Raw genomic sequence first — 24,872 nt, 5'->3', positions numbered from 1 at the left:
TATGCGGGGTGTGATATGGAATTGATTTCTGGTCAGAACGTGCAGTTGTCGGGTCATGAGCTTGTTATCGAGGTAACTCATCAGCAAGGTGGTCAGTTCAGTGGCGACATTGATACATCGGCATTTTTATTAACAAATGCTGATAAGGTGCGTAGCGACAGCGACTTTATCTTCTACAATCAGCCCGAGTCACCGGATGGCGCAGTCAGCTACGCGAAGACTGCCACCGGGGGCCGCTATACGGTGAACACCTCAAAGGTAGATGAGGCAATTCAGAAGATCGCTCTGACGATGGTAATTGACGGCAGTAGTACCGTCTCCGATCTTTCCTCTCTGGGGCTGAGCATTGCCGGTCAGGTTACTTATCAAGTGCCGCTGGTGGATCGCAGCGAGAAGGCTCTGATCGTAGGCCAGATTTACCGTCACAACGGTGCATGGAAGTTCAAGGCCCTTGGGATGGGATTTAACGGCGGTCTGGCCGCTCTGGCAACCAACTATGGCGTGGTGGTTGATGATGAACCGACAACCCCGGCACCAGCCCCTATCCCTGCACCCAGCAAACCCCCTGTAGGCGTGAGCCTTGAGAAGAAGCTGGCTGAGCAAGCCCCTTACCTTGTCAGTCTGGCAAAGCCTGTTGGTGTGAGTCTGGCGAAGCACAAGCTTGAGCAAGTGAAAGCCAAAGTCGCCTTTGTGCTCGACGCTTCTGGCTCTATGTCGGGCCAGTTCCGAGACGGCAATGTTCAAGCGGTTTTGGAAAGGATCGCCGTGCTGGCAGCCCAGTTTGACGATGACGGGCAAATGGATGTTTGGGGATTTGCTGAACGACACAAAAAATACCCCGATGTCTCTCTCAGTAATCTGAAGGGGTATATTTCAGGCATTCAGACCTCTGGCAAGAGAGGCATGTTTGAACTACTCCCAGCATTGGGTGGAACGAACAATGAGCCACCAGTAATGAATGAAATCGTGGACACCTTCAAGGGTAGTAAGGAGCCTGTCTACATCGTCTTCATCACCGATGGTGGCATCAGTAAAACTCGGGCAATAAAAGAGGCAATTCGTGAATCTGCCAACTATCCAATATTCTGGAAGTTTGTCGGGTTAGGCGGGCGGAATTACGGTATTCTGGAAAATCTCGATGATTTTACCGACCGGGTGATCGACAATACGGACTTTTTCCCGATAGACGACTTCAAGAGCATGTCAGATGATGTCTTGTATGACAATCTGCTTACGGAGTTCGCCGGATGGCTGAGTGAGGCAAAGCGCAAGTTGATTATTGTCTAGTCGGTATATTAAGCAAAAAAGCGCTGAAGGGCGCTTTTTTTGTTATCAGTTGGTACTAATTGCAAAGTGCTGCGGTAATCCCCCCGAAAAACCAGGGTGCTCATAAGTAGAATTTTCCCGTACCTTGAACGCAGGAGGTTCTACATGAAAACATCACGCTTTAGCGATACCCAGATCATCGCCATCCTCAAACAAGCTGAGGCTGGAGCTCCCGTCCCGGAGCTCTGCCGCGAGCATGGCATCAGCACGACCACCTTCTACAAGTGGCGTTCCAAATTCGGGGGGATGGATGCCTCCCTCATGGCTCGACTCAAGGAGCTGGAGGACGAAAACCGCCGCCTCAAGAAGATGTACGCCGAGGAGCGCCTCAAGGCAGAGATCATCACCGAGGCCATGGCAAAAAAGTGGTAACGCCATCTGCCCGCCGGGAGATGGCGACCAAAGCCGTGACTCACTACGCCATATCCATCCGTCTGGCTTGCCGGATCTTCAAGGTCAGTGAAAGCTGCTATCGCTATCAGTCCGTGCTGGTCGATGAAAACCAGGAAATTGCCGATTGGCTGCTACGTATCACGGCCAGCCAGCGCAACTGGGGCTTCGGGTTATGCTTTTTGTACCTGCGCAACGTCCAAGGCTTTGGCTGGAATCACAAACGGGTATACCGGATCTATCGGGCGCTGGAGCTCAATCTGCGGATAAAACCCAGGAAACGGTTGGTTCGGGCTAAGCCAGAGCCGTTGGCGGTTCCCGACCAGCCTAATCAGTGCTGGTCGATGGACTTTATGCATGACCAGCTCAGCGATGGCCGCTCGGTGCGGCTGTTTAATGTGATCGATGACTTCAATCGTGAAGCGCTGTGCATCGAGGTGGATTTCTCCTTACCCGCCTCACGAGTCAAACGGGCGCTGGAGCAGGTGATCACGTGGCGAGGTAAGCCCGCCATTATCCGATGTGACAATGGCCCGGAATACATCAGCGAAGAGCTCAAGCGATGGGCGAAACAGGAGGGGATAACCCTAGGCTATATCCAGCCAGGAAATCCGCAGCAGAATGCCTACATCGAACGGTTTAACCGCACGGTGCGCTACGACTGGCTGGGCCATTACCTGTTTGAGTCACTGAATGAACTACAGGAGTTTGCCACGAACTGGCTGTGGGTTTATAACCATGAGCGGCCCAATATGGCGCTGGGTGGCTACACGCCGAAACAGCGTCTGGCACAGGCCGCATGACCTCTACTTTTGAATGCCCCTAAAAATGGGGGGATTACCCTGCGTATTCCGGTGAATTTGAACAGTGATTCCGGAATCTGTGAACACCATTTCCGGAAAGTATGCGGCCAGGGATTCTGCGAGCAGAAGCTGAGCTTTGAGGGGAGGCATCTTTTCGACTCACCGAACAAGCCAGCAGCCAAGCGCAGCGCGGCAGTTGTGGATCCAGGTCATTGGAGCATGACGGTTCATCTGACATCAGAGTTCGTGCTCTGAGGTGTCCGGAAATGGTGTACACGCAAGCCGGAATCAGCGTTCATTTTAAACCGGAATAGGTGTTCATTTTCGACCGGAATATGCAAGTGCAAAGTGCAAAGTGCAAAGTGCAAAGGTACAAGGGAAGGTGCGAATAAGTACCCTATGTGCCAAAACTAAAAAGTTTAGCCATTTAATATCAATAAGTTAGAATGGTGTGTTTTTGTGCCAAGTGACTTGTTAGCACCTTCCCTATAACTCTTTCTGAGCAAGGTCCCGTGATGGGACGAAAATATTTGTTGCATAAATCTATGTGACTATGGTTGTTAAAAATGCTTTCTATTGCACACGGAGAGGTATCATGAATAATAAGACAAAGAAACCGTACATTTGAATAGTGACAATTATGAAATATCTTATGAGCCTCAGATGATAAGTATGGCCTGCTTCTCGCGGAGCGAGGAATTCGCCTACTTATTACCTATCTATAAATCAATCGTAGTTCGGGCTACAATTTTGAGTTTTGCACCACTGTGGTGCATTTACACCAGTTACAATAAATCACCTCAAAGACCGCCCTTGTCACAAGCACCTCATACATCGTTCTTGTCCACTTTGTATTGAACGACTGATTCTGAATCGAGTTGACTGTTGAGATAGAACACTCATCCCCTCAAAATTATTAGAGTTTATAGATGTTTTTGCCATTTTAGGGCTCAATTATAATGTTTAACTAATAATTCAAGAAGAAAGTCAAGATATTTTTCTTTACCCTATTGCAAACGCTTTGGAATAAGCATATCGTTCTTTTCGTACATACCAGTCAGTGTATGTAGATACATAATTTATATTTATGAATTTTTCCAAGAGATTAAAAAATCTCTAAGGGGCATACCTACGCAAAATTTTGGGTGTGAATGCTAGAGAAGTATTTAAATATTTAATAACTATAATAAAAGTGTAGCGTTGAAAAACGCCACCATATTATTATAAAAACTAAATGAGGTGGATATGATTGTGTTGAGTTGTGGCGTTAACTGCCAGTTGAAATTTGGGGTTGATGAATCTAACGCGCTGAGGGATAAAATCGTAGAAATTATTGGCGATGGTGAGTCTAGGAATTCAGTAAGATTAATCAGTGACAATAAATCGGGGTTTGATGCAGTGAAAATTGCATTCGATTATAAGATCACAGTCGTGCTGGATGGGCATGAGTTTAAGCCAGGTTCGAACAGGTTCAATCTAGGGGTGACGCTACTCCCATTTGCTAAAAATGAGGTGGAGGAGAAAGAAGCAATTGATTTAGTGGTGACCAGCTCTCATCATTTGTGCCCAGAGAGAATGTCCGAGGTGTCTCTAATTGATGAAGTTAGGTCTCGAACTTGTAATCAATTCCATAATAGAATCGCTGAGGCTATAAAAAACCACCTAAATGCTAAAAAAAATGCAGTATCTTTAGCGCACAATTTCTATACTAAGAATGATAATATTACTGAAACTAATATCGATCTTTGTCACGAAAGATTGTGTCTAGATCGTTTCCCTGGGATTCACATAGTTGTCACTCCGCCAGGGACTGGTAAAACAACTAATTGCCTAATACCCACATTTGACGAGGCTGGGAATAATGGTATGCATCCTATTTTTTTAAATCCATCTCGAGCTTTCAATAATTCTCTGTATCACAATCTGGATAATCGAAACTATCAGACAGATACTCCCAAAAATAAAACCGGTGTCTATGGTGTTAGTCTGAGCATTTTATATAGTAAAAAATATAAGCATATCCGGGATAAGTGCCAAGTTTTGATTATAGATGAGTTTGAGGATGTTTTTAATTTAATGCACTCAGAATTGGGCATGAGAGTCTCAGTTGATGAATACATTGAAAGGATGGATAATTTCAAAAAAATTATTGCTGATGCCAGCACTGTTGTTATTGCCGATGCGTTTTTAAGTCAGGACTCATTTGATTTTATTTCAAATTTAGCTACGCTCAGTAATAAAAAAGTGTTCGTATATAGATCATCCAAACCTAGGAATATGCCAGAAATCTTTTTAACAACTAAACCAGATATTATAAACAAGATCAATGAGCGTGCATCAAGTGGCAAAAAATGTATTGTATTTAGCGACGAGGCACACAATGCAAAAAAATCAAATGTTAACGTATTGGTAAATGCAATAAATACACCAAAAAAAATATTAATCGATGCTGACACTGCTCGTAAATTCCCTAATGGTGCTATAAACAAAAATGTTAGCAGTAAACTGGTGTCAATTTTTACACCGGTTGTGAAAAATGGATTTAGTTTCACAGATAAGGATCTAACATTTACTGCAATTTTTTCAAATGGGCTCGTTCAGCCTAATGATATTATGCAGTTTGTCCACCGAGCGAGGAATGCTAATAATGCATTTTTAGCACTCCTTGGTGGCAAAAATAGGGTATATAAAAATAGCGATCATATCATTACAGAGTTGGTGATGTCAGCGTTGGGGTGTGATTATTCTATTGAACGTTTGCATGAGTATTGCCACAACCCCACATTAATGCATATGGTTAACCGATTGTTTATTCAACATAAATTGTGTTTGGATTATAATTTCACCCTACTAACAATGCTGGAACAACAGGGGTATAAAATTAGCTATCTTTTACCTGAGATGACGATGAGTGATAAAAAAATGCTTGAGTTAGCGGAGTTGAAAACAGAGGAGGAGCGAATTTGCGGGTTATTAAATAGAAGTGAGTTTTATGCTAAAGAGGCTCTTGATATTGAGCACTTTTATAGTGAGGTATTGAGTGAGGAATTGATTAGGTTTGATGATAGAGGAAATACACGCAGAATAATTACAAATAACATTCCATTATATAAGTGTACTGACGATTATAATAGTCAAGAATCAGTAACATTTGCAATGATAAGATCGCTAGCCAATAATTTAAAACTCAGTGACAATTATTGCTACAGTAGTGATGAGGCTGGTAAATTCCTAGCGTGGATTGAGAATGGAAAATTTGAGTTTGGGCATGAACTCATTGCAGTAAAAAAATTCTTTAATAATGACTATTTTATCATTCCATCTAACAGGAAAATTCCAATTAAGTTTTTAGAGTCATTTCTTAAAAATAATTTTGGCTATGAAACTTATATGAGTCAGGAACAAAATTACTATCGTGATGGACCAGGGGCGGGTCGTTCAAAAAGAACTGTAAAAAAAGCGCGTCTGTCAAATGATATTAGAGAGTGGGTTGCTAAAATTATGAGCCGTTACTAAAATAGATCGCTATTGGTATTGCTGTTACTATCAAAAACACCGGTCTTGAACCGGTGTTTTGTACGCTTATCCAGTCTATTTGTTAGGGAAGGTGCTAACAAGTCACTTGGCACAAAAACACACCATTCTAAATTATTGATATTAAATGGCTAAACTTTTTAGTTTTGGCTCATAGGGTACTTATTCGCACCTTCCCTAGCTCGAAGGAATTAAAAATCTGGATCATCTTCGCTGCGAAGCAGCGGAATGTTGAAATTCTTAAATTTTTTAATTGTTCTCAATAATAGTAAATGGACAGTTTTTCGATTTTTTCAAGTGGGGTAAATGAAAAAAGTTCGAAAAAAGATGAGGTTGATTATTTTTGAAGCATTCTTAAGGGGGGGCTAGCCTATCAGCTACCTCGCTCTAGGTGCACACCCCATGTTGGATTCGTCCTACAAGTACTATTACTGCCTGAGCCCCTAAAGCTGTCGACAGCACCTCTGCTGGCCGTTTACCACCTAATCCCCAAGCTGGGCGATGTAACCATGACATTGTTCTGACGGTATTGTTTCTGTGGAGGGAGAGAACAGCTTCGAGTGCCTGTACAACGCCGTATACCCTGGCACCCTGCGAGATTGATAGGGGAGCCTCAATCTTCAGCTTGCGAGCAACAGTGCTCCGGCTAATGCCTGCTAAGCGGCATATCAAACCTAAGTCTGTGCTCATCAATTCAGCTAGTCGATGAATGATGCCAGGAGCTACGCCAGCTATGATCCAGAGATGTGCACTCAGTGGATCTTGAGGGATGTTGAGAGTCGTCATAAGGGTGGGGGCTGAACTAGCCTGCGTACTGGGTTGATAAACTGAAAGTGACATATTTTACTGTTCCAGTATTGACAATGATTTGTTCTCATCATCGTACTCCATGTTCAGATTTTCTGACAGTTACCTCACTGGTTATAATTGTTGATGTTGCTGATATGGAGGGCACCCGCCCCCTCCATTAGCGAATGAACGAACTGAATCATGTTCATAGCCTATACCTAGAAATATGGCCTCATTCAGCAAGTCCATTTCAAGAAAATAATAGCTGTATATTCAAGCTACAGCATTTCTTTAAGCCAAAAAATTTGCTCTGCATTTAGTTGGTTTTGGTCACCCAAATCTTTCATTTCTTGTACGAATGTAGAGAGTTCATCTTTTATATTCTTCTTTATACATCTCCTAATATAGCTTTCATATAGGCTATTAACAGATGGAGGGAAATTTGTTTCCTGTTGCACCTTTATAGCTGCATTAGAATTTGTTGCATCCCTTAACTTTTCTCTTGTGGCTTTGCTGATGTTGTTGTCAATATAGTAATCCATCAGCGTTTGGAGGCTATGTCCAGTGATCTTGGATAAATCTTGAATAGGCACTCCGCTTTCTAGTGCTTTTTTGGCAAAAGTATGTCTGGCATCATATAATCGGCCTATCTTAGGAAAATTAAACTCTTTTTTAACTGCCTGCCAAGTTTTCTGATAAAGGCTCGAAGTTACATGGGGGGCCTTTGCTTCGCGACAACAAGGAAACATTAACTCACCCTCTCTATCACTCAAGCTTTTTAGAGTTTTGTACTTCGCTACATAATTCCAGTATGAGTCTGACTCAATAGCAACAATGCGTGCAGCCTTGTTTTTACTAATGTGCTCAGGAATACGTATGGTTCTATCATTAATATTAAAGTTGTTGCTTGTGTTTCTATATATTTCAGAGTTTCTTGCCCCGCATAGGAACATGGTTGCAACTATGATCTTGGAATCCCCACCACCTGGAGTGTCTTCATTAAAAATAAATTCTACGACTTCATTTGTGGGGTCAGTATATGTTGTGACAGGCCTCTTAGGGTTTCTGGGGAACAGAAAAATATGCCTATCAATTTTATTCTTTGGTAAATAGGTGCACGTAACACACATATTAAACAAGCTATTTAATAAGGAATAGTATTTCCTCATTGTTTCTGATGTTATTGGCGTTTCTTTGTTCTGCCAATACTTTTTGAATATTACTGGATGATCTTCATTAAATTCAGATAGCTTTAGGTCTAACCATGGTTCAAAGGCAGATGAGATTTCCCTTATTGTTTTGTCGGTAACAGGGCTTAATGAATTTCTCTTGTTTGATTTATTTTCACGGTCGTTTTTATAATGCTCTAAAAGATATGTTCTCAATGTAAAAGACTGATATTTCCACTTTTCTGGATTAATCTTTTCAGCATCACTAACTAATCTCTTAAACTCTTCCTTAGCCTGTGTAACGCTAAAAAAACCTTTTTGGTAATGTCCACTTTTAGTGCGAGGCGTCCAATTGCCAATTTTCTGCCTCCGATTTTTATCGTAAACAATATAGAATGTCTTAACACTGTTTCCGATTCTTAGTTTTAATCTTGGTTTGTTCTTTTCATTATATTTTTCATCGTCAGAACTATAGTGCGTTAATTCAACACATTTATTTTTATCATTAATAAATGGAAGACTATCTATGTACTGGTCTTTAAAGGTAAATGAGAATTTCCCTTTAATTATGGCCGCAGGGTGACCCTGGAGCAGCGTCTTAAGATCGAACTCTTCTTTGCGTATGGATGTAGCCGGATTTTTGGGAGCCATTGGGTACCACCGAAAAATGTTCTATTGAGACATTATAGCGGCAAAATAGCGCAAAGTAGAGTTGAATGGCGTGAATAGCTCTTAAATAGCGCAAAACGGGCATCGATTGCGCCGCTCACAAAACAAGCGGTCTGGTTGTTTATGAATGCTTTTTGATCTATAAGGCTATGTTTTTAAAGGAAATATTTATAATTCCTAATATTTAAAAAATCTTATAACAGCCTATTTAGATAGATTTTTAAGCAATAAACATCCCTTAGGAGGGGACCGCTCTATCCTGCTGAGCTACGGGAACCTTGTGGCGGGCATTATACAAGAAGCATTGTGCTTTTAAACCCTTGATTCCTATTCCAATACGGCCAGGTCACCGATTTGGACATTGAACGGCGAATATTTGTTCTGACTGCTGATGATGGCGCCATCCTCAAACACCTGCACCACCTCGAACAGACCGTCAGCGGGGTTGCGCATCACCCTGGACTTGCCATAGGGGTCGACGAAGTTGGCGCTGTGCTGGACCCGGAACTGGTCCCCGAGCTTGACCCCGTTGCGACGGCCCAGGTTGATGTGGGGGCCGCGCTCGTGCTGGGCCACGATCCGGGCGGTGACGGGGGCACAGGCGAGTTCGGCGGCGATGTCCTGGGCCGCCTCCTTCAACTGGTAGCCCACCTCCTGGCCAAAGCTCGACTGCCAGAACTGGCCGCCGCTGCTGCCCACCTGCTCCCGCTTGGAGAAGGTCCAGTTGGCGCGGCCCTTGTACTCCTTGCGACCGAGCAGGCTGCCGTTGATGCCGTCGAACAGGTAGAGCTGCATGGAGAAGTTGCGCACGGGATCCTCATACCAGCTGGTGAGGGCGTTGCCCTGGGGCTCGAGGGAGAGGTCGTCGATGCTGCCGAGCACCAGATACTGGCTGTCGGTGCGCAGGCTCAGGGCCTTGATCTCCTCGAGGGCGCTGCGATCCCCCTGTTGCAGATGGAGAGGGTCGATGCGCAGGTTCTCGTCCAGCCACTGGCGTGCGACCACCTGGGGCGTCGTCGCCAGGGTTTCAAACAGCCGGCGGGAGAGGTCGGCGGGCATGTCGTCCAGGGCACCGGTGCTCGCCTGGTCCGGGTAGCGCATGCGCAGGCGCACCAGCGTCAAATCCTTGGCGTAGTGCTGGGTCTGGCAGATCTGCCGCTCCGCCTGGATGTCGGCCACGAGGGTGATGTACATGCGGCCGTTGCGCACCTCTTCGCGCTTGAGGCGGTACTGACGGATGTCACCGCCGGAGCGGATCTGGATCTGCTCGGAGCGCAGGCTGCCGTTTTCCAGGCGCTGGATGCTGGAGACGGAGGCACCGCTGGCCAGCAGCGCCTGGCGCAGGGCATCCCGGGTCGCCTGCTCGCGGGCGTAGACCTCGTCGCCCCCCAGAATGGCGGCACTGCCCTGGGCCTCGATAAGTTCGGCCCTGGCCGACAGGCTGGCCAGCAGCAGGGTGAACAGCAGCGAAACTTTCATAACAAACACCTTGAGTGGGCGACCCCGCTGCCGCCGGTGGGGCGGGTCAGGGATCCTGGACACAGATCCGGTCTGCACCGGAGCGGGTGACCAAATAAAAGCAAGAACCATGCCTTCTTCCCCGGCCGGAGCCCGCGCGGCGGGCTCCGGTGGCACAGTGCGCGCCTTTGCCCGGGGATCATTGAGGATCCTGCGCGCATTCCCGCCTCAAGTGTTGGCGGTTGCGACCGATAACAGGTCAGGTGCAGATACAGGAAAGGTATCCATGAAGAGAGTTATCACGGTGCTGGCGGTGGCGCTGGCATTGGTCGGTTGCGGGTCGGCCGACCCCATCAATCGGGAGCTGGGAGACCCTCGTCAGGCGGCGAAGGGGATGGAACTCAACTGGCTGGTGGCCCGCATGACGGATCAGCTGATGGAGCGCAAGTCTCTCACGACCCTGACCGAGCCCATTGCGGTCGCCTCCTTTGTCGATCTCGACACCCTGAAGGACACCAACTGGATGGGGCAGCAGATCGAGGAGAGCTTCATCTACGAGCTGAACCGGCGCGGTGAGGTGGTGGTGGACTTCAAGACCACGGGCAACATCCAGGTGACCCCGCAGGGGGACTTCGTGATGAGCCGCAACTACAAGGATCTCTCGTCCCGGCTACCCATCTCCCGCATCCTGACCGGCACTTTCAGCCGCAATCAGCAGGGGATCCTGGTCAACGCCCGCATCATCGATCTGCGCACCAAGATGGTGGAGACCACGGCCCAGAGCCTGATCCCGAAACAATATTTGTCCGGTGCCAGCAACTCCTTTGGCCGGGCCTCCATCAATCGCGGTTACCTGATGCGGGGGGGCCAGAGCCCGTCCGGTCATCTGGTCAACCTGACCCCTTGAGGTGGCGCGTCATGAAGCGTGAAGCGGGCTGGCTGACATTGAGCCGTGAAACATCGGGTGTGGTGAACAGGAAAACGGGGAAACAGCGATGAAAATCTTGTTGGGTTGCCTGATGGCCATGTTGCTGACGGCGTGCAGTGGCAACCGGGTGGTGAACTATGACGTGGGCGAGAAGCCCGATGACTTCCCGGTGCTCAAGGCGGTGGGGTATGCGGTGATCGACATCCAGCCCGGTCCCTCCCAGTCCGAGAAGATGTTGCAGGCGATCCGCGCCTCCAAGATGGACGCCTACCGGGAGCTGGCGGAGCAGCTCAATGGCCAGCAGGTGCGCGGCCAGAGCAGCTACAAGGACCTGACCCAGACCTCCAACTCCCTGGATGTGTCGGTGGCGGGCATGGTGCGCGGTGCCCGGGTGGTGGCGACCTATCCCCGTGGCAACACCTATGCCACCGAGCTGGAGCTCGACACCCGCAACCTCTATCACCTGAACCAGCTGATGGCGGGCCAGTTCTAGGGCGGGTCCGGGGGGCGCCGGCATGAGCCCGGCGAGCATCACGGCACAGACAAAGGCGAGCGCAGGCTCGCCTTTTTGTTTGGTCGGGAAGGAGCTCGGATCTGCGGGGAATAACCGGGGCTGGCGCCTTGGACGGCATAGGGCCTGGGGAGGATAAACGGGGTTGGCGTCTTGGACGGGATAGGGCCTGGGGAGGATAAACGGGGATGGCGTCTTGGGGGGGAGCTGGTCTTCGGCAGGAGAAACGGAGTTGATGGGCCGGGCGGGATCCGGCCTGTGACGAGGAAAAAGGGGGCTGAGATCGCACAAGAGGTGCCCGGGGGTCGGAATGGCGGCCTTTTTTGTTTAGGGAAATCTAACGATATCACCATGTCGTTAAATAAAGCCAAACGATAGAAAGGCCCGGCAGGCGGCAAAAGGGTGCCGCAACGGGAGGAAGATGGCCTGATGGTGAGTGGAAAGACAGCCGCGCCAGGATCCCGGGTCCACGAGGAAGGGGGTGGAGGGCGGTTTAACGCCGGAAGGGAAGGGCGGGACTGGGCCGCGTCTCACGGGGAGGGCGCAGAGAGTACAAAGGCGAGCCGGGGCTCGCCTTTGTGTGGCAGGGGCGGGATCCGCTCCCCATCAGCTTCCCATCAAGACGGGCGGCACGGCGGTCGGCTTGACGTCTTCGCTCGGGTAGCAGCCCAGCACCTTGATGTAGCGGGTGATCTTGGTCAGCTCCAGCAGGGCGGCCTGCATGGCCGGGGTCTGCAGGTTGGCGGAGACATCCAGGTAGAACATCTCCTCCCAGGGGTTGCCCTGCACCGGACGGGATTCGAGCTTGGTCATGTTGATCTCGTGGCTGCGCAGCACCAGCAGCGCCTCCACCAGGGAGCCCGGCTTCTGGGAGGTGGACATGATGAGGGTGGTCTTGGCCGGGATCTGGGGCGCCACGTCGATGGGCTTGCGCGCCACCACGATGAAGCGGCTGTAGTTCTCCTTCTGGTTGGCGAGCTGCTCGGCCAGCACGTCCAGGCCATAGAGCTCGCCGCCGGCGGCGCTGCCGATGGCCGCCGCTTCCGGGCTTGCCAGCTCCTTGACCTTCATCATGGCGCTGGAGGAGGAGTCGCAGATCTCGTGGCGCGCCCCTTCCAGCTTGCTGAGGTAATGGGAGCACTGCTGGAATACCTGGGGATGGGCGTAGAAGGTCTTGATGCGGGACAGCTCGGTCGGCACGGCGGTGAGGATGCAGTGCTCGATGGGATAGGTGAGCTCACCCACGATGGAGAGGGTGGTGTGCTGCATCACGTCGTACACCTCGTTGATGGAGCCCGAGCTGGTGTTCTCGATGGGCAGCACCCCGAAGGCGGCACGGCCCGACTCCACGGTGTCCAGCACCTCGCGGAAGTTCTGGCAGTTCACCTCGATCACCTGATCCTTGTAGCGGGCCAGGTACTTGCGGGCGGCCAGGCTCGAGTAGGAGCCGCGCGGTCCCAGGTAGGCGACGCTGGTCATGGGCTCCTGCTGCTGGGGGTTGAGCAGGCTCTGCAGGTAGGCCTGCTGGGAGAGCACGGAGTCTTCGATGATGGTGTGGTAGATGCGGGTGATGTACTGGGCATCCAGTCCGAGGGCGCGCCCTTTCTGGATCAGGGCGACCAGCAAGTCCTGCTCGCGCTGGTGGTCACGGATGGGACGGGGATTGGCCTGCTTGGCGCGGGCGACCTCGATGCTGAGGGTCTTGCGTTTGGCCAGCAGGGCGAGCAGCTCCTGATCCAACTGGGTGATGTCGTGTCTGATCTCGTCGAGCGTTGCCATGGTGGTTCCCTATCCAGTGATTCTGTGGTGTGTGGTGCAAAAAAAAGCCTCCGCTGGGGAGGCTCGATTCGTCTTTGGTTTCTGTTTACGCGAATGGTTCACGTGACGACGGGCCTTCCCTCATGTGGGCCGGGTAAACGAGAAAACAAAGAAGAATGGTGTGTTCATGGGCGTGTCCTGAATGTAACGCCATAACCATTAAGGGATTTGGCGGTGCGATGCAAGTAAAACTTGCCCGGGGGCGTTGAACGGGGCAGGGTGGTGGCTCGGGTTGCCGAGGGAGAGTGAGCGTCGTTCTAGTCCCTGTTTATGGCGACCGCCGTGACCACATCCGTGGCAACAACACATAGAGGGGACGAGACGATGGCGGTGATCTTCGATCTGGGCAGGGTGGTGGTGCGCTGGGATCCGGTGGCCATAGTGAGTGGGGTGCGCGGACCCGAGGGGGCGACAGCGATCGCGGAGCAGCTGTTCAACCACCCGGACTGGCTGGAGGTGGACAGGGGGACCCTCTCTCTGCACACCATGGCCCGTCAGGCGCAGGGGCGCACCGGCCTGTCGATGGCGGAGAATCTGGCCATCTTGCAGGCGGTGCCGCCCTCCCTTGTGCCGGATCCCGCCATGGTGGCGCTCATCGAAGAACTGCACGGTGCAGGCCACCCCCTCTATGCCCTCTCCAACATGGGGCACGCCAGCATCGACTGGCTGGAGCAGCATCAGTCCTTCTGGCGCTTCTTCAGCGGCAAGGTGGTGTCGGCCCGGGTACGGATGCTCAAACCCGAGCCCGACATCTACCGCTATCTGCTGGTCTCCTTCGATCTGACGGCGCAGGAGTGCCTCTTTATCGATGACAGCCCGGCCAACGTGGCGGCGGCCGAGGCGCTCGGTCTGCGGGGACTGATCTTCACCGATCCGGCCCGGTGCCGGGCGCATCTGATCGCTAAGGGGTTGTTGCCTGCCTGAGGAGAGCCAGTTTCGCTTCGCAGCGAAAAAAGTGGGGGAAGCGTTGATTTGGAGCAAATAATGTACAGTTTTACCCGCACTCTTTAAGTGTATATTCAGCTTGGGGCGGGCAAAATGGTATCCAGTTCATCATCCGGAGTTGTTGTTATGGATGCCAATGTCGTTGCGCTGAATCGGGGATACGATCAGACCTTTCAAGCCAGGGAACAGAGGCTCATCAACACCCTGGCCGGTTACAGCGAACTGCTTGTCTCCTTCTCCGGCCGACTGGAATCCTGCTACAGCATGGATCTGTGCCGGGCCAGCGGGGTGCGATTTCGCGCCATCACCCTGGACAACCCCACCCTCAGCCGCCAGTCGGTGGCCAGGGCACAGCGCTACTGCCGGCACTACGGCATCCCCCATCAGGTGCTCAAGACCGACGAGATGATCTTCAGCGCCCACCTGGGCCACCTCGCCGAGGTGACCGACCCGGTGCGCTACCTCTGCCAGCAGCTCGAACATGAAGAGGGACCGCCGCTGCTGATGTCGGCCTCGGTGGAGGAGAAGCGGGAGTACCTGCGCCGATTCCACAGCCTGCCCGCCAACACCCTCTGGATCTTTGCCGAGCAGGGGATGACCAACCGGGATTTTCGCTACGGCTTTCACAAACGGCAACTGGCGCTCTGGGGAGACGTGGGGGAGGCCTGCCTGAGCCGGCGCTTTGTCGATATGACCTCCCTGGACAGGCGGCACCTGCGGATGGTCGACATGGCCGAGCAGATGCTGGTGGACATGGGACTGGGGGGCGCCCAGGTCTTCTTCCATACCCTGGGTGACAGGGTCACCACCCTTGCGAGGATCCGGGTGCCCGAACGGCTGCGGGCCTTGGTGTTCGACATGCAGCCCACCATCCAGAAGGCCCTCAGGAGTGCACAGTTCGATCTGGTGACCCTGGATCTGGCCACGCTGGAGGATCCCCACCCCCTGGTCATCTGAGCCGGGGCGTAACGTGAGGGGGGTCATAGGCAAGGAGGGCACGACTCTTTATACTGCCCCCTTCGCATCCTTTATCGAGTGCCTGCCCATGAAACCCCTCTCCCGACTGCTGGTCGCCCTCTGTCTGTGCCCTCTGCTGGCCGAGGCGGCTCCCCTGCACCAGATCACCTTGCCGGATGGTCGCCAGGTGCAACTCAATGACGATTTCACCTGGGAATACCTGCTGGTCAAGCCGGCAGCCACGGTAGCCGGTCAGGCAGTGACGGCGAGTGTCGCGGCCCCGGTGCTGACCGAGCAGGCCATGGCCCATCCCGACTTGCTCTCCCAGGCGACCCGGGACGGCATCATGGTTAAGCTGGACCAGGTGGCGGGGGACGATCCCCTCATCCTGCAGTTCGTGGTGAGCAACACCGGCAGTCGCAACGTGGTGCGCGTCAACGGCAGCCTGACCCTGTTCAGCGCCGACGGGGTGCAGCTCTCGAGCGAGCCCGTGCGCTTCTGGGTCGGGGAGAACCGCCTGCCTGACTCCTACCTGCGCAAGGGGGAGGCACGCGCCTCCCGGGCCATCGAGCTGGCACGACCCGCCGGCCTCACCGGCAAGCCGCTGGTGCGGGTGCAGATCGACGAGGTGGAGTTCCGCTAGGATGACGGCGGGGGAGCCCTCGCTCCCCCGCAGAGTGTTGCACCGGTAACTGCCAGCAATATCCGCTTACATCTGACATGGTTTGGCAACAGCTTGCTCCTCGGCGTTGCCCCCTTTGCCCGTCACAATGGCTCCATTCCAGTTAGGTCCGCCTAACTCAACCCATGGAGTCAACAAAATGCAAAAGATCGCACTGTCTGTTCTGGTTCTGGCCGGTCTCTCTTCCACCTCCGTCCTGGCGCAAGATGCCTTCAGCTATGCCAAGGGCTCTGCCACCTGGGCCCACACCAAGTCTGACTACATCGGTGGCAAGGATGGGGAGAACCGCGACTTCGGCGGCCTGAGCCTGGATCTCTCCAAGAGCTTCACCAGCAATGTCTATGGCCGGATCGGCAGCGAATACACCTCCCGCAGCAGCGGCAACGACAGCATGGCCATCTCCAGCCTGGGGATGGGTGTCTACACCCCCCTCAGCACCGGCCTGAACCTCTACGGTGAAACCGGCCTGATGGGCTACAGCCTGGAACGGGAGCTGGCCTCCGACGTGAACCACTCCGGTTGGGATACCCTGGCCCGCAAGAAGAGCGGCAGCCTCTACGGAGAAGTGGGCCTGCGCTACGACATCGGCGCCGTCGAGCTCTCCACCGGCTATCGCTACGCCAACATGACCGACGACATGCACGACTTCAAGGCGGGGGCGGCGTACAAGCTGACCCAGAACCTGGCGCTCACCGCCGACTACACCTATCGCAACTGGGATCTGCAAAAAGGCTCCATCTCCAGCCTGGGTGTGAAATACAGCTTCTGATCATCCTTCCTGCAGGGTCTTCACCTTTACCCATGACTTCGGTCATGGGTTTTTTTTATGGGGGCTGATCCGCCCGCCGCCCCCTGGCCGTATCAGTTCGCAATAGTTATACATCTTCCAATTTTTTGTATAACTGCTATAACTTACTCAAGGCTTATACAAGGGGCTTCATCATGTACAAGATCAAGGTCGGTATCAGTGCCTGTCTGCTCGGCCAGGAAGTGCGCTTCGACGGGGGCCACAAACGATCCAGTTTCTGCGAACGGGATCTGGGTGCCCATTTCGACTATCACCCCGTCTGCCCCGAGATGGCCATTGGCCTGGGTGCACCCCGCGCCGCCATCCGGCTGGTGAAGCGCCAGGGCGAGGTGCGGGCCGAGGCAAGCAACGGCAGCTTCGACGTCACCGACAAGCTGATTGCCTTCAGCGAGCAGAAGGCACGCCAGCTCGACTTCCTCTCCGGCTACATCCTCTGCGCCAAGTCCCCCAGCTGCGGCATGGAGCGGGTGCGCATCTATGGCGCCAACAACGAGGGGAGCGCCAAGGAGGGGGTCGGCCTCTTCGCCAAGGCGCTGATGGAGGCCAACCCCCTGCTGCCGGTGGAGGAAGATGGCCGCCTGTGCGACCCCATCCTGCGGGAGAACTTCGTGCTGCGGGTCTTCGCCTACCACGACTGGCAGCAGCTTTGCGCCCGGGGGATCACCGCCTCAGCCCTGATCCGCTTCCATTCACGCTACAAGTACCTGGTGCTCTCCCACGCCACCACCCACTACCGGGCGCTGGGGCGCCTGCTCGCCAACCTTGGCAAGGCCAACCTGCAGGAGGTGGCCGACAGCTACATCCAGGGGTTGATGGCGGCGCTGACTCTTCGCGCCAACCGCCGCAGCCACACCAATGTGCTGATGCACCTGCAGGGCTACTTCAAGCGGGTGCTGACCCCGGCCCAGAAGCAGGAACTGTGCGACACCATCGACAAGTACCGCACCGGAGTCTTCCCGTTGCTGGTGCCCCTTACCCTGATCCGCCACTACCTGCGCGAGTACCCGAACCCCTATCTCGCCGAGCAGGTGTACCTCAATCCCCATCCCGACACGCTGAAATTGCGTTACGGGCTGTGAAGGTGTGGCTGGATTTGGCCGATCAGGCCTACCTCGACCTTCATCCCGACACGCTCAAGCTGCGCTACGGGCTCTGAACCCTCTGTGCAGGCCCTGGTGGATGACCGGGGCCTCTTCCCAACGTCTGATGGACTCTCTCATGTCTGATGAATCACAAGCCGCCGCGCCTCTCCCCGACGAGGGCGTCTACCCCATTCGCGAGGTCTCCCGCCTCACCGGCGTCAACGCCGTCACCCTGCGCGCCTGGCAGCGCCGCTACGGGCTGGTGCAACCGGCCCGAACCGAGAAGGGCCATCGCCTCTACAGCGAGCAGGATATCCGCCAGATAGGCGAGATCCTGAGCTGGCTGGAGCGGGGGGTGAGCATAGGTCAGGTGAAGGGGCTGCTGAGCGAGCCCCAGAGTGCGCCGGTGAGCGACCACTGGCAGCAGACCCTGGAGCAGTTCAGCCAGGCGCTGCTCGCCTTCAACCAGCGCAAGGCGGAGGCCGAGCTTGGCGATCTGCTGGCGAGCTACCCCTTCGAGCTGGTGCGCAGCCGGGTGCTGCAGCCCCTGGTGGAGCGGCTGCTGGGGCTGTGGCGCGAGCGCCCCGATGGCGAGTTGCTGCAACAGGTGTGGCTCGGCTGGCTGCATACCCGCTTCGCCCGCCACCTCATCGAGCAGGAGAAGGGCATCCCCGTCACCCTGGCAAGCTGGGGGCAGGTGGGGCCGCTGGATCTGGTCTGGGCTGCGTATGAGCTCATTGGTCAGGGTTATGAGGTGCAACTGCTGGGGGCGGTGGAGCCCCGCCATGCCACCCTGCTGGAGGGGCGCGCCACTCCCCCCTGGCTGATCCTGCTGGGGGCCGGGCTCGGCAAGCAGGACCAGGCCGCCGAATGGCCTGAGGGCACCCGCTTCTTTGGCGAGCTGGGACGCCTCTACGATGAGCCGTGGCGGCGTGCCCGCAACTGGCACGCCACCCTGGCAGAGGTCAGTGCGACGCCCCGCACTGCCAAGGCGAAGGGCAAGGGCGGGAGAACACCGTCATGAGGCTGGTCTGGTTTCGCAACGATCTGCGTCTGGCCGACAACCCGGCCCTGCGCCACGCCTGCGCCGGAGATGAACCGGTCGCCGCACTCTTCATCGTCTCGCCGACCCAGTGGCAGACGCACAAGCTGGCCCTGGTCCGCCAGCGCTTCATGCTGGCACAGGTGGATGCCATGGGCCGCGAGCTGGCGGCCCTCGGCATTCCGCTTCATCTGCTGCGGGTCGAGACCTTTGCCGAGGTGCCGACGGCGCTGACGGCGCTTTGCCGGGATCTCGGGGTGAGCCAGCTCTACGCCAACCAGGCCATCGAGATTGACGAGCTGCGCCGCGACCACGCCGTCAGCGCCGCGCTGGGGGAGCAGGGCATGACCAGCCACTGGTTCAACGGCTGCTGCGTGCTGCCGCCCGGTCGGGTGCTGACCGGGTCGGGGGAGATGTTCAAGGTCTTCACCCCCTTCAGCCGCGCCTGGCTCAAGGCTCTCGAGGAGGATGGCTTCGTCATTCACCGTGCCCCCGCACCACGCGGCGAGTCGTTGCCGTGGCTGCCCCTGGCCGAGCGGGAGTGGGTGGACGACGGGCTGGGGGATTTGACGCCGGACACCCGCTGGCCGGTGGGGGAGGCCGAGGCGAGCCGCCGGTTGCACGCCTTTCTGGATCAGGCGGTGCTCGATTACGGCGAGACCCGGGACTTTCCGGCGCTGGCGGGCACCTCCGTGCTCTCCCCCTATCTGGCGGCGGGCATCATCAGTGCCCGCCAGTGCGTGGGGGCGCTGCAGCAGCGTCTCGGCTACCGGCCCCAGTCGAAGGCCCAACCCGGTTTCGTCTGGCTCAACGAGCTCATCTGGCGCGAGTTCTACCGCCACTTGCTGGTGCTGATCCCGAGCCTCTCCATGAACCGCCCCTTCAAGCCGGAGACGGCGGCCCTGCCGTGGAGCTGGGATCCGGATGCCTTCGCCGCCTGGTGCGAAGGGCGCACCGGCTACCCCGTGGTCGATGCGGCCATGCGTTGCCTCAACGCCACCGGCTGGATGCACAACCGGCTGCGGATGATAGTGGCGAGCTTCCTCACCAAGGATCTCCACATCCACTGGCGGCTCGGGGAGGACTACTTCATGAGTCGGCTCATCGACGGGGATCTGGCGGCCAACAATGGTGGCTGGCAGTGGGCGGCGGGGACCGGGGCCGATGCGGCGCCCTATTTCCGGGTCTTCAACCCCACCACCCAGGGGCAACGATTTGATCCACAAGGGGAGTTCATTCGTACCTGGGTCACTGAGCTGGCGGATGTGCCTGCTGCCTATCTCCACGAGCCCCACGACTGGTTGCGGCTCAAGGGGCGGCAGGATTATCCGGCCCCCATGGTGGATCATGCCGTTGCACGGGTGAGGGCCATCGAGATGTTCCGCGAACTGGAGAAAAACTAGCATGAATGACGCGCTGGCCCGCTTTGTCATCCTCTACCTGCAATTGGACAAGCATCAGTTGCACCGCTTGCCGGAGGTCTATGCCGATGAGGTGCTCTTCATCGATCCTGCGCACCGGATAGAGGGGCTGGCCGCGCTCACCCGCTACTTTTCCTCCCTTTATGAGCGCCTTGCCCAGTGCAGTTTCGAGATAACGAGTCAGCAGCAGTCGGGCAACGAAGCCTGGCTCGCCTGGGTCATGACCTTCTCCCACCCCAGGATTGCCGGTGGCCGGGCCGTCAGGGTGGAGGGGGCCACCCGGCTGACGTTCGACTCCTGGGGCAAGGTGTGCCTGCACCGGGACTACTTCGATCTCGGGGCCATGCTCTACGAGCAGTTGCCGCTGCTGGGGCCCGTGGTACGGGCCATCAAGGGGAGGCTGGGGACATGAGCGGCCGGGTGCTGATCACCGGGGCCACCTCGGGCATCGGCCGCCAGCTGGCGCTGGATTATCGGCGCGCCGGCTGGCAGGTGTGGGGTTGTGGCCGGGACGAGGCGCGCTTGCAGGCACTGACCGACCTGGGGATCACCCCTTTGCGATTCGATGCGCGCGACAGCGCCGCCATGGCCGGGGTGGCCGCAAGCTTGCCCGCCCTCGACCTGCTCATTCTCAATGCGGGCAACTGTGAATACATGGATCCGGCAGAAGGCTTTGACGGCGCCCTGTTTGCCCGGGTCATCGAGACCAACCTCATCGCCACCGGCAACGCCCTGGCCGCCTTGCTGCCGCGGTTGGGGGTGGGTGGACGGCTTGCCATCGTCAGCTCCTCGGTGAGCTGGCTGCCCCTGCCACGGGCGGAGGCCTATGGCGCCTCTAAGGCGGCCCTCGATTATCTGGCGGATACGTTGCGCCTGGATCTGGCCAGCAAGGGCATCGGGGTGACCCTGATCCGCCCGGGCTTCGTGCAGACGCCGCTCACCGACAAGAATGATTTTCCCATGCCCTGCCTGGTGACGGTGGAAGAGGCTTCCCGCGCCATCATGACGGGGCTTGCCGCCGGTCGCCACCAGATCCACTTTCCCCGTCGCTTCATCTGGCTGCTGCGCCTGCTCGGCGCTCTGCCGACGGGGCTCTGGCTGCGCCTTGGCCGCACACTCGTTTCGAAAGGACGCCCTTCATGAAGAAAAAGATCGCCATCGTCGGCTCCGGTATCTCCGGTCTCACCGCCGGTTTTCTGCTCCACAAGCTGCATGACATCACCCTGTTCGAGGCGGCGCCGACCCTGGGAGGCCACACCGCCACCGTGGAGGTGGAACAGGCTGGGCGCCACTATGCCATCGACACCGGCTTCATCGTCTTCAATGACCGCACCTATCCCAACTTCCTCAAATTGCTGGAGCGCATCGGGGTGGGGCGCCAACCCGCCGAGATGAGCTTCTCGGTCAAGAGTCCCGAGGGGATGGAGTACAACGGTCACAACCTCGATACCCTGTTCGCCCGGCGCCGCAATCTGCTGAGCCCGCGCTTCTATCGCTTCGTCGCCGAGATCCTGCGCTTCAACCGGGAGGCGCGGGCCTGGCTGGCCGCGCATCGCCAGCGGGAGCTGACCCCCGAGCTGACCCTGGGGGACTTCCTGCAGGCGGGGAAATTCAGCGACTATTTCGCCCGCCACTACATCCTGCCCATGGGAGCGGCCATCTGGTCCTCCACCCTGGCGGACATGCGTGCCTTCCCCTTGAGCTTCTTCCTGCGGTTTTTCGCCAACCACGGGCTGCTGGAGGTGGCGAACCGGCCCCAGTGGTATGTGATCCCGGGAGGCTCGCGAGAGTACATAGGGCCGCTCACGGCGGGTTGGCAGTCGCGCATCCGCCTCGCTACCCCGGTGGAGGCGGTGCGCCGGGTGGCGGATGGCGTCGTGGTCACCAGCCAGGGGCAGGAGGCCCATTTTGACGAGGTGATCTTCGCCTGTCACAGCGATCAGGCCCTGGCCCTGCTGGCGGATGCGAGCGACGGAGAGAGGGCCATCCTCGGGAACATGCCCTATCAGGCCAACGACGTCTGGCTGCACACCGACGCCTCCTGCCTGCCGATGCGCCGCAAGGCGTGGGCGAGCTGGAACTACCAGCTCGGTGAGGATGACGGGGCGCGCCCCCTGGTGAGCTACAACATGAACATCCTGCAGGGGGTAAGCTCCCCCGCGCCCTTCTGCGTCAGCCTCAATCCCCGTGGACGGGTGGACGAGAGCAAGGTGTTGCGCCGTTTCGTCTATCATCATCCGGTATTCAATCAGGGCTCCATCGCCGCCCAGCAGCGACGGGGCGAGATCTGTGGCCATCAGCATACCCACTTCTGCGGGGCTTACTGGTACAACGGTTTTCACGAGGACGGGGTGCGCAGCGCCCTGGACGTGGCCAGACGCTTCGGGGCCGAGCTATGAGCGGCGCCGCAGCCTTGACGCAAGGGGACGAGGGAATGGGGGAGGGGATCAGCGCCATCTGGCAAGGCTCGGTGCGCCACCGCCGCTTCGCCCCCAGGGCCCACGCTTTTTCATACAGCCTCTTCATGCTGGGGCTGGATCTGGACGAACTGCCCGGGCTTGAGCAGGGGCGCTGGTTTGCCGTGGAGCGGGCCGGACTGCTCTCGTTTCGCCGCGAGGACTATCTGCGGGGCAGCGAAGGGCCCCTCAAGCAGGCGGTCTGGGACAAGGTGGCGGCCCTCGGGGGGGATGCGGAGCCCGGCGGACGGGTGCTGCTCCTTGGCAACGTGCGCTGCCTCGGGTTTTATTTCAGCCCGGTCAATTTCTACTTCTGCGATCGGGCGGGGGAGACCCGCTACCTGCTGGCGGAGGTCTCCAATACCCCCTGGAACGAGCGCCACTACTACCTGCTGGATCTGGCGGCGCTCTCCCCCCATGACAAGGATTTTCATGTCTCCCCCTTCATGGGACTGGGGATGCGCTACCACTGGCGCATCCGGGCGCCGAAAGAGGAGGCGCTGATCCATATCGAGAGCCACCCCGTATCCGGTGAGAGCAAGCTGTTTGACGCCACCCTGGCCCTGCGCCGCGCGCCGCTGTCGCGCAAGGGGCTGGCGGCGCTGCTGGCTCGCTGGCCCTGGATGACCCTGAAGGTGCTGCTCGGGATCTACTGGCAGGCCCTGCGCCTTTTTATCAAACGCACCCCCGTCTTCACCCATCCGGAGAGCCGCCCGTGACGCTGACACACCCGCTTAATTCCGCTTCCTGGTGTTGTCAGCAGCCCATGGTGCGGGTTCATCCCAACCGAACGACCCCACTCTTGACCCATTCGGAGAGCCGCTAATGGAACTTGCTCAATCAACCCTCTCTGCCTCTTTCATCGACAAGGGGGCCAAGCAACTGCTGCTCAAATTGCTGGCGCGCCTTGAGCAGGGCCAGCTGGTGCTCCACGACGGCAGCGAGTGTCACCGTTTCGGCAAGGCGGGCAGCGACCTGTATGCCGAGCTGGTGGTGCAGGATCCGGCGTTTTATCGCCGCCTGCTGCTGGGGGGGAGCATCGCCGCAGGAGAGACCTGGGTGGAGGGTCTCTGGACCAGCCCGGAGCCGGTGGCACTGGTGCGCTTGCTAGCCCGCAATCTGCCGCTGCTCGACGCCCTGGAACGGCGCCTCGGCTGGCTCAGCTTCCCGTTCAACAAGGTGCGCCACTGGTTCAATCGCAATACCCTGACCGGTTCGCGCGCCAACATCGCCGCCCACTATGACCTTGGCAACACCCTCTATCAGGGCTTTCTCGACGATCACATGCAGTATTCGAGCGCCATCTATCCCCACCCGGATGCCACCCTGGAGGAGGGGCAGCAGGCCAAGCTGCGCACCATCTGCGAGCGGCTTGAGCTTGGGCCGGACGACCATCTGCTGGAGATAGGCACCGGCTGGGGCGGTCTCGCCGTCTATGCGGCCCGTCACTACGGCTGCCGGGTCACCACCACGACCATCTCCCAGGCCCAGCACGACTATGCCAAGGCGTGGATCGAGCGGGAGGGGCTGGGAGATCGCATCACCTTGCTGCTGGAGGATTACCGCAAGCTGGAGGGACGCTATGACAAGCTGGTCTCCATCGAGATGATCGAGGCGGTGGGGCACGCCTTCCTGCCCGACTATTTCCGCCAGTTGTCGCGCCTGCTCAAGCCCGGCGGACGCCTGCTGATCCAGGCCATCACCATCGCCGATCAGCGCCACGCCCAGTATCTGCGCGGGGTGGACTTCATCCAGCGCTACATCTTCCCGGGAGGCTGCCTGCCCTGCGTCTCCCAGATGGCGGGTCTGCTGGCGCGGGAGACCGACATGCAGCTGGTACGGCTGCACGATCACGGCCACCACTATGCCCGTACCCTGGCCCACTGGTGCGAACGCTTCCTGACGCTGGCCCCGGAGCTGCCCAAACTCGGTTACAGCCAGGATTTCATCCGGCTCTGGCACTTCTACTTCGCCTACTGTGAAGGGGGATTCTGGGAGCGGGCCATCAGCCTGGTGCAACTGGAGGCCGCCAAGCCGGGGCCCCATGGCTGGTCCGGGGACTTGCCGGCAAGCGGTCGCTGATC

General features: G+C 56.3%; 21 protein-coding genes and 1 other annotated feature. Of the genes, 17 read left to right on the top strand and 4 right to left on the bottom strand.

All coding sequences use genetic code 11. The features are described 5' to 3' along the window. Positions 1–15: 15 nt before the first annotated feature. The 3 genes from I6L32_RS01605 (at position 16) to I6L32_RS01595 (ending at position 6,035) form a co-directional block, all read left to right on the top strand. Complete coding sequence (locus I6L32_RS01605) at positions 16–1,287, top strand: VWA domain-containing protein (RefSeq protein WP_113721946.1); 1,272 nt, start codon at positions 16–18, stop codon at positions 1,285–1,287. Positions 1,288–1,431: 144 nt separating this feature from the next. Then, a protein-coding gene (locus I6L32_RS01600) for an IS3-like element ISKpn10 family transposase (RefSeq protein WP_216944557.1) occupies positions 1,432–2,519 on the top strand; the annotation gives its coding sequence in 2 pieces (ribosomal slippage) (positions 1,432–1,684 and positions 1,684–2,519; 1,089 coding nt in all). A 1,245-nt stretch (positions 2,520–3,764) separates the two neighbouring features. Next, positions 3,765–6,035: a hypothetical protein gene (locus tag I6L32_RS01595; protein WP_158657417.1), complete on the top strand. Its 2,271-nt coding sequence runs from the start codon at positions 3,765–3,767 to the stop codon at positions 6,033–6,035. Positions 6,036–6,440: 405 nt separating this feature from the next. Here I6L32_RS01595 and I6L32_RS01590 read toward each other — a convergent pair whose 3' ends face one another. The 3 genes from I6L32_RS01590 to I6L32_RS01580 all read right to left on the bottom strand — a co-directional run bounded on the left by I6L32_RS01590 (position 6,441) and on the right by I6L32_RS01580 (position 10,159). Further along, a complete protein-coding gene (locus I6L32_RS01590; protein WP_254203898.1) occupies positions 6,441–6,839 on the bottom strand; it encodes an antitoxin Xre/MbcA/ParS toxin-binding domain-containing protein in 399 nt (132 codons plus the stop codon). A 281-nt stretch (positions 6,840–7,120) separates the two neighbouring features. Next, on the bottom strand, positions 7,121–8,662 hold the full coding sequence (locus tag I6L32_RS01585; RefSeq protein ID WP_201980212.1) for a tyrosine-type recombinase/integrase: 1,542 nt from the start codon (positions 8,660–8,662) through the stop codon (positions 7,121–7,123). A gap of 345 nt (positions 8,663–9,007) precedes the next feature. Then, entirely contained in the window at positions 9,008–10,159 is a 1,152-nt protein-coding gene (locus I6L32_RS01580) for a flagellar assembly protein FlgT (RefSeq protein ID WP_216944555.1), read from the bottom strand. 265 nt (positions 10,160–10,424) lie between these two features. On the opposite strand from I6L32_RS01580, the gene I6L32_RS01575 reads away from it, so the two are divergent. Both I6L32_RS01575 and I6L32_RS01570 read left to right on the top strand, forming a co-directional pair. Beyond that, positions 10,425–11,045, top strand: coding sequence for a FlgO family outer membrane protein (locus I6L32_RS01575; protein ID WP_010673310.1), 621 nt, complete (start codon positions 10,425–10,427; stop codon positions 11,043–11,045). Between the two features lie 88 nt (positions 11,046–11,133). Beyond that, entirely contained in the window at positions 11,134–11,559 is a 426-nt protein-coding gene (locus I6L32_RS01570) for an LPP20 family lipoprotein (RefSeq protein ID WP_010673311.1), read from the top strand. Positions 11,560–12,183: 624 nt separating this feature from the next. Here I6L32_RS01570 and pheA read toward each other — a convergent pair. Beyond that, positions 12,184–13,356, bottom strand: a complete 1,173-nt coding sequence (pheA, locus tag I6L32_RS01565) for a prephenate dehydratase (protein WP_103244400.1) — start codon at positions 13,354–13,356, stop codon at positions 12,184–12,186. A 38-nt stretch (positions 13,357–13,394) separates the two neighbouring features. Continuing rightward, positions 13,395–13,528 (bottom strand) — a sequence feature (Phe leader region). A 191-nt stretch (positions 13,529–13,719) separates the two neighbouring features. Between pheA and I6L32_RS01560 the strand changes: the two genes are divergently transcribed. The 12 genes from I6L32_RS01560 to I6L32_RS01505 all read left to right on the top strand — a co-directional run bounded on the left by I6L32_RS01560 (position 13,720) and on the right by I6L32_RS01505 (position 24,870). Continuing rightward, on the top strand, positions 13,720–14,319 hold the full coding sequence (locus I6L32_RS01560) for an HAD family phosphatase (protein ID WP_216945102.1): 600 nt from the start codon (positions 13,720–13,722) through the stop codon (positions 14,317–14,319). 114 nt (positions 14,320–14,433) lie between these two features. Next, positions 14,434–15,297 (top strand): hypothetical protein, encoded by an 864-nt coding sequence (locus I6L32_RS01555; protein ID WP_162726160.1) that lies wholly within the window; start codon positions 14,434–14,436, stop codon positions 15,295–15,297. 88 nt (positions 15,298–15,385) lie between these two features. Beyond that, positions 15,386–15,940 carry a DUF3157 family protein gene (locus I6L32_RS01550; protein WP_216944554.1) on the top strand — a complete coding sequence of 185 codons (555 nt, stop codon included), beginning with the start codon at positions 15,386–15,388 and terminating at the stop codon, positions 15,938–15,940. A 178-nt stretch (positions 15,941–16,118) separates the two neighbouring features. Next, complete coding sequence (locus I6L32_RS01545; protein WP_039041374.1) at positions 16,119–16,748, top strand: outer membrane beta-barrel protein; 630 nt, start codon at positions 16,119–16,121, stop codon at positions 16,746–16,748. Between the two features lie 173 nt (positions 16,749–16,921). Then, positions 16,922–17,866 (top strand): DUF523 and DUF1722 domain-containing protein, encoded by a 945-nt coding sequence (locus I6L32_RS01540; protein WP_010673317.1) that lies wholly within the window; start codon positions 16,922–16,924, stop codon positions 17,864–17,866. Positions 17,867–18,005: 139 nt separating this feature from the next. Next, on the top strand, positions 18,006–18,893 hold the full coding sequence (locus I6L32_RS01535) for a MerR family transcriptional regulator (RefSeq protein WP_143237944.1): 888 nt from the start codon (positions 18,006–18,008) through the stop codon (positions 18,891–18,893). Beyond that, positions 18,890–20,314 (top strand): deoxyribodipyrimidine photo-lyase, encoded by a 1,425-nt coding sequence (gene phrB, locus I6L32_RS01530; RefSeq protein ID WP_216944553.1) that lies wholly within the window; start codon positions 18,890–18,892, stop codon positions 20,312–20,314. Before I6L32_RS01535 ends, phrB begins: the two co-directional genes overlap by 4 nt. Before the next feature lies 1 nt (position 20,315). Beyond that, entirely contained in the window at positions 20,316–20,744 is a 429-nt protein-coding gene (locus I6L32_RS01525; protein WP_010673320.1) for a nuclear transport factor 2 family protein, read from the top strand. Further along, on the top strand, positions 20,741–21,475 hold the full coding sequence (locus I6L32_RS01520; RefSeq protein ID WP_182976018.1) for an SDR family NAD(P)-dependent oxidoreductase: 735 nt from the start codon (positions 20,741–20,743) through the stop codon (positions 21,473–21,475). Before I6L32_RS01525 ends, I6L32_RS01520 begins: the two co-directional genes overlap by 4 nt. Beyond that, entirely contained in the window at positions 21,472–22,731 is a 1,260-nt protein-coding gene (locus I6L32_RS01515) for an NAD(P)/FAD-dependent oxidoreductase (RefSeq protein ID WP_049637022.1), read from the top strand. The genes I6L32_RS01520 and I6L32_RS01515 overlap by 4 nt, the downstream gene beginning before the upstream one ends. Beyond that, positions 22,728–23,507 carry a DUF1365 domain-containing protein gene (locus I6L32_RS01510; protein WP_042017709.1) on the top strand — a complete coding sequence of 260 codons (780 nt, stop codon included), beginning with the start codon at positions 22,728–22,730 and terminating at the stop codon, positions 23,505–23,507. The genes I6L32_RS01515 and I6L32_RS01510 overlap by 4 nt, the downstream gene beginning before the upstream one ends. A 106-nt stretch (positions 23,508–23,613) precedes the next feature. Then, a complete protein-coding gene (locus I6L32_RS01505) occupies positions 23,614–24,870 on the top strand; it encodes a cyclopropane-fatty-acyl-phospholipid synthase family protein (RefSeq protein WP_182976017.1) in 1,257 nt (418 codons plus the stop codon). Positions 24,871–24,872: the final 2 nt, after the last annotated feature.

The sequence above is a fragment of the Aeromonas sp. FDAARGOS 1402 genome, assembly GCF_019046925.1.
GTDB classification, from domain to species: domain Bacteria; phylum Pseudomonadota; class Gammaproteobacteria; order Enterobacterales; family Aeromonadaceae; genus Aeromonas; species Aeromonas caviae.
Note: the sequence above shows the minus strand (reverse complement) of the source record. Positions and strands in the feature narration are given on the sequence as shown.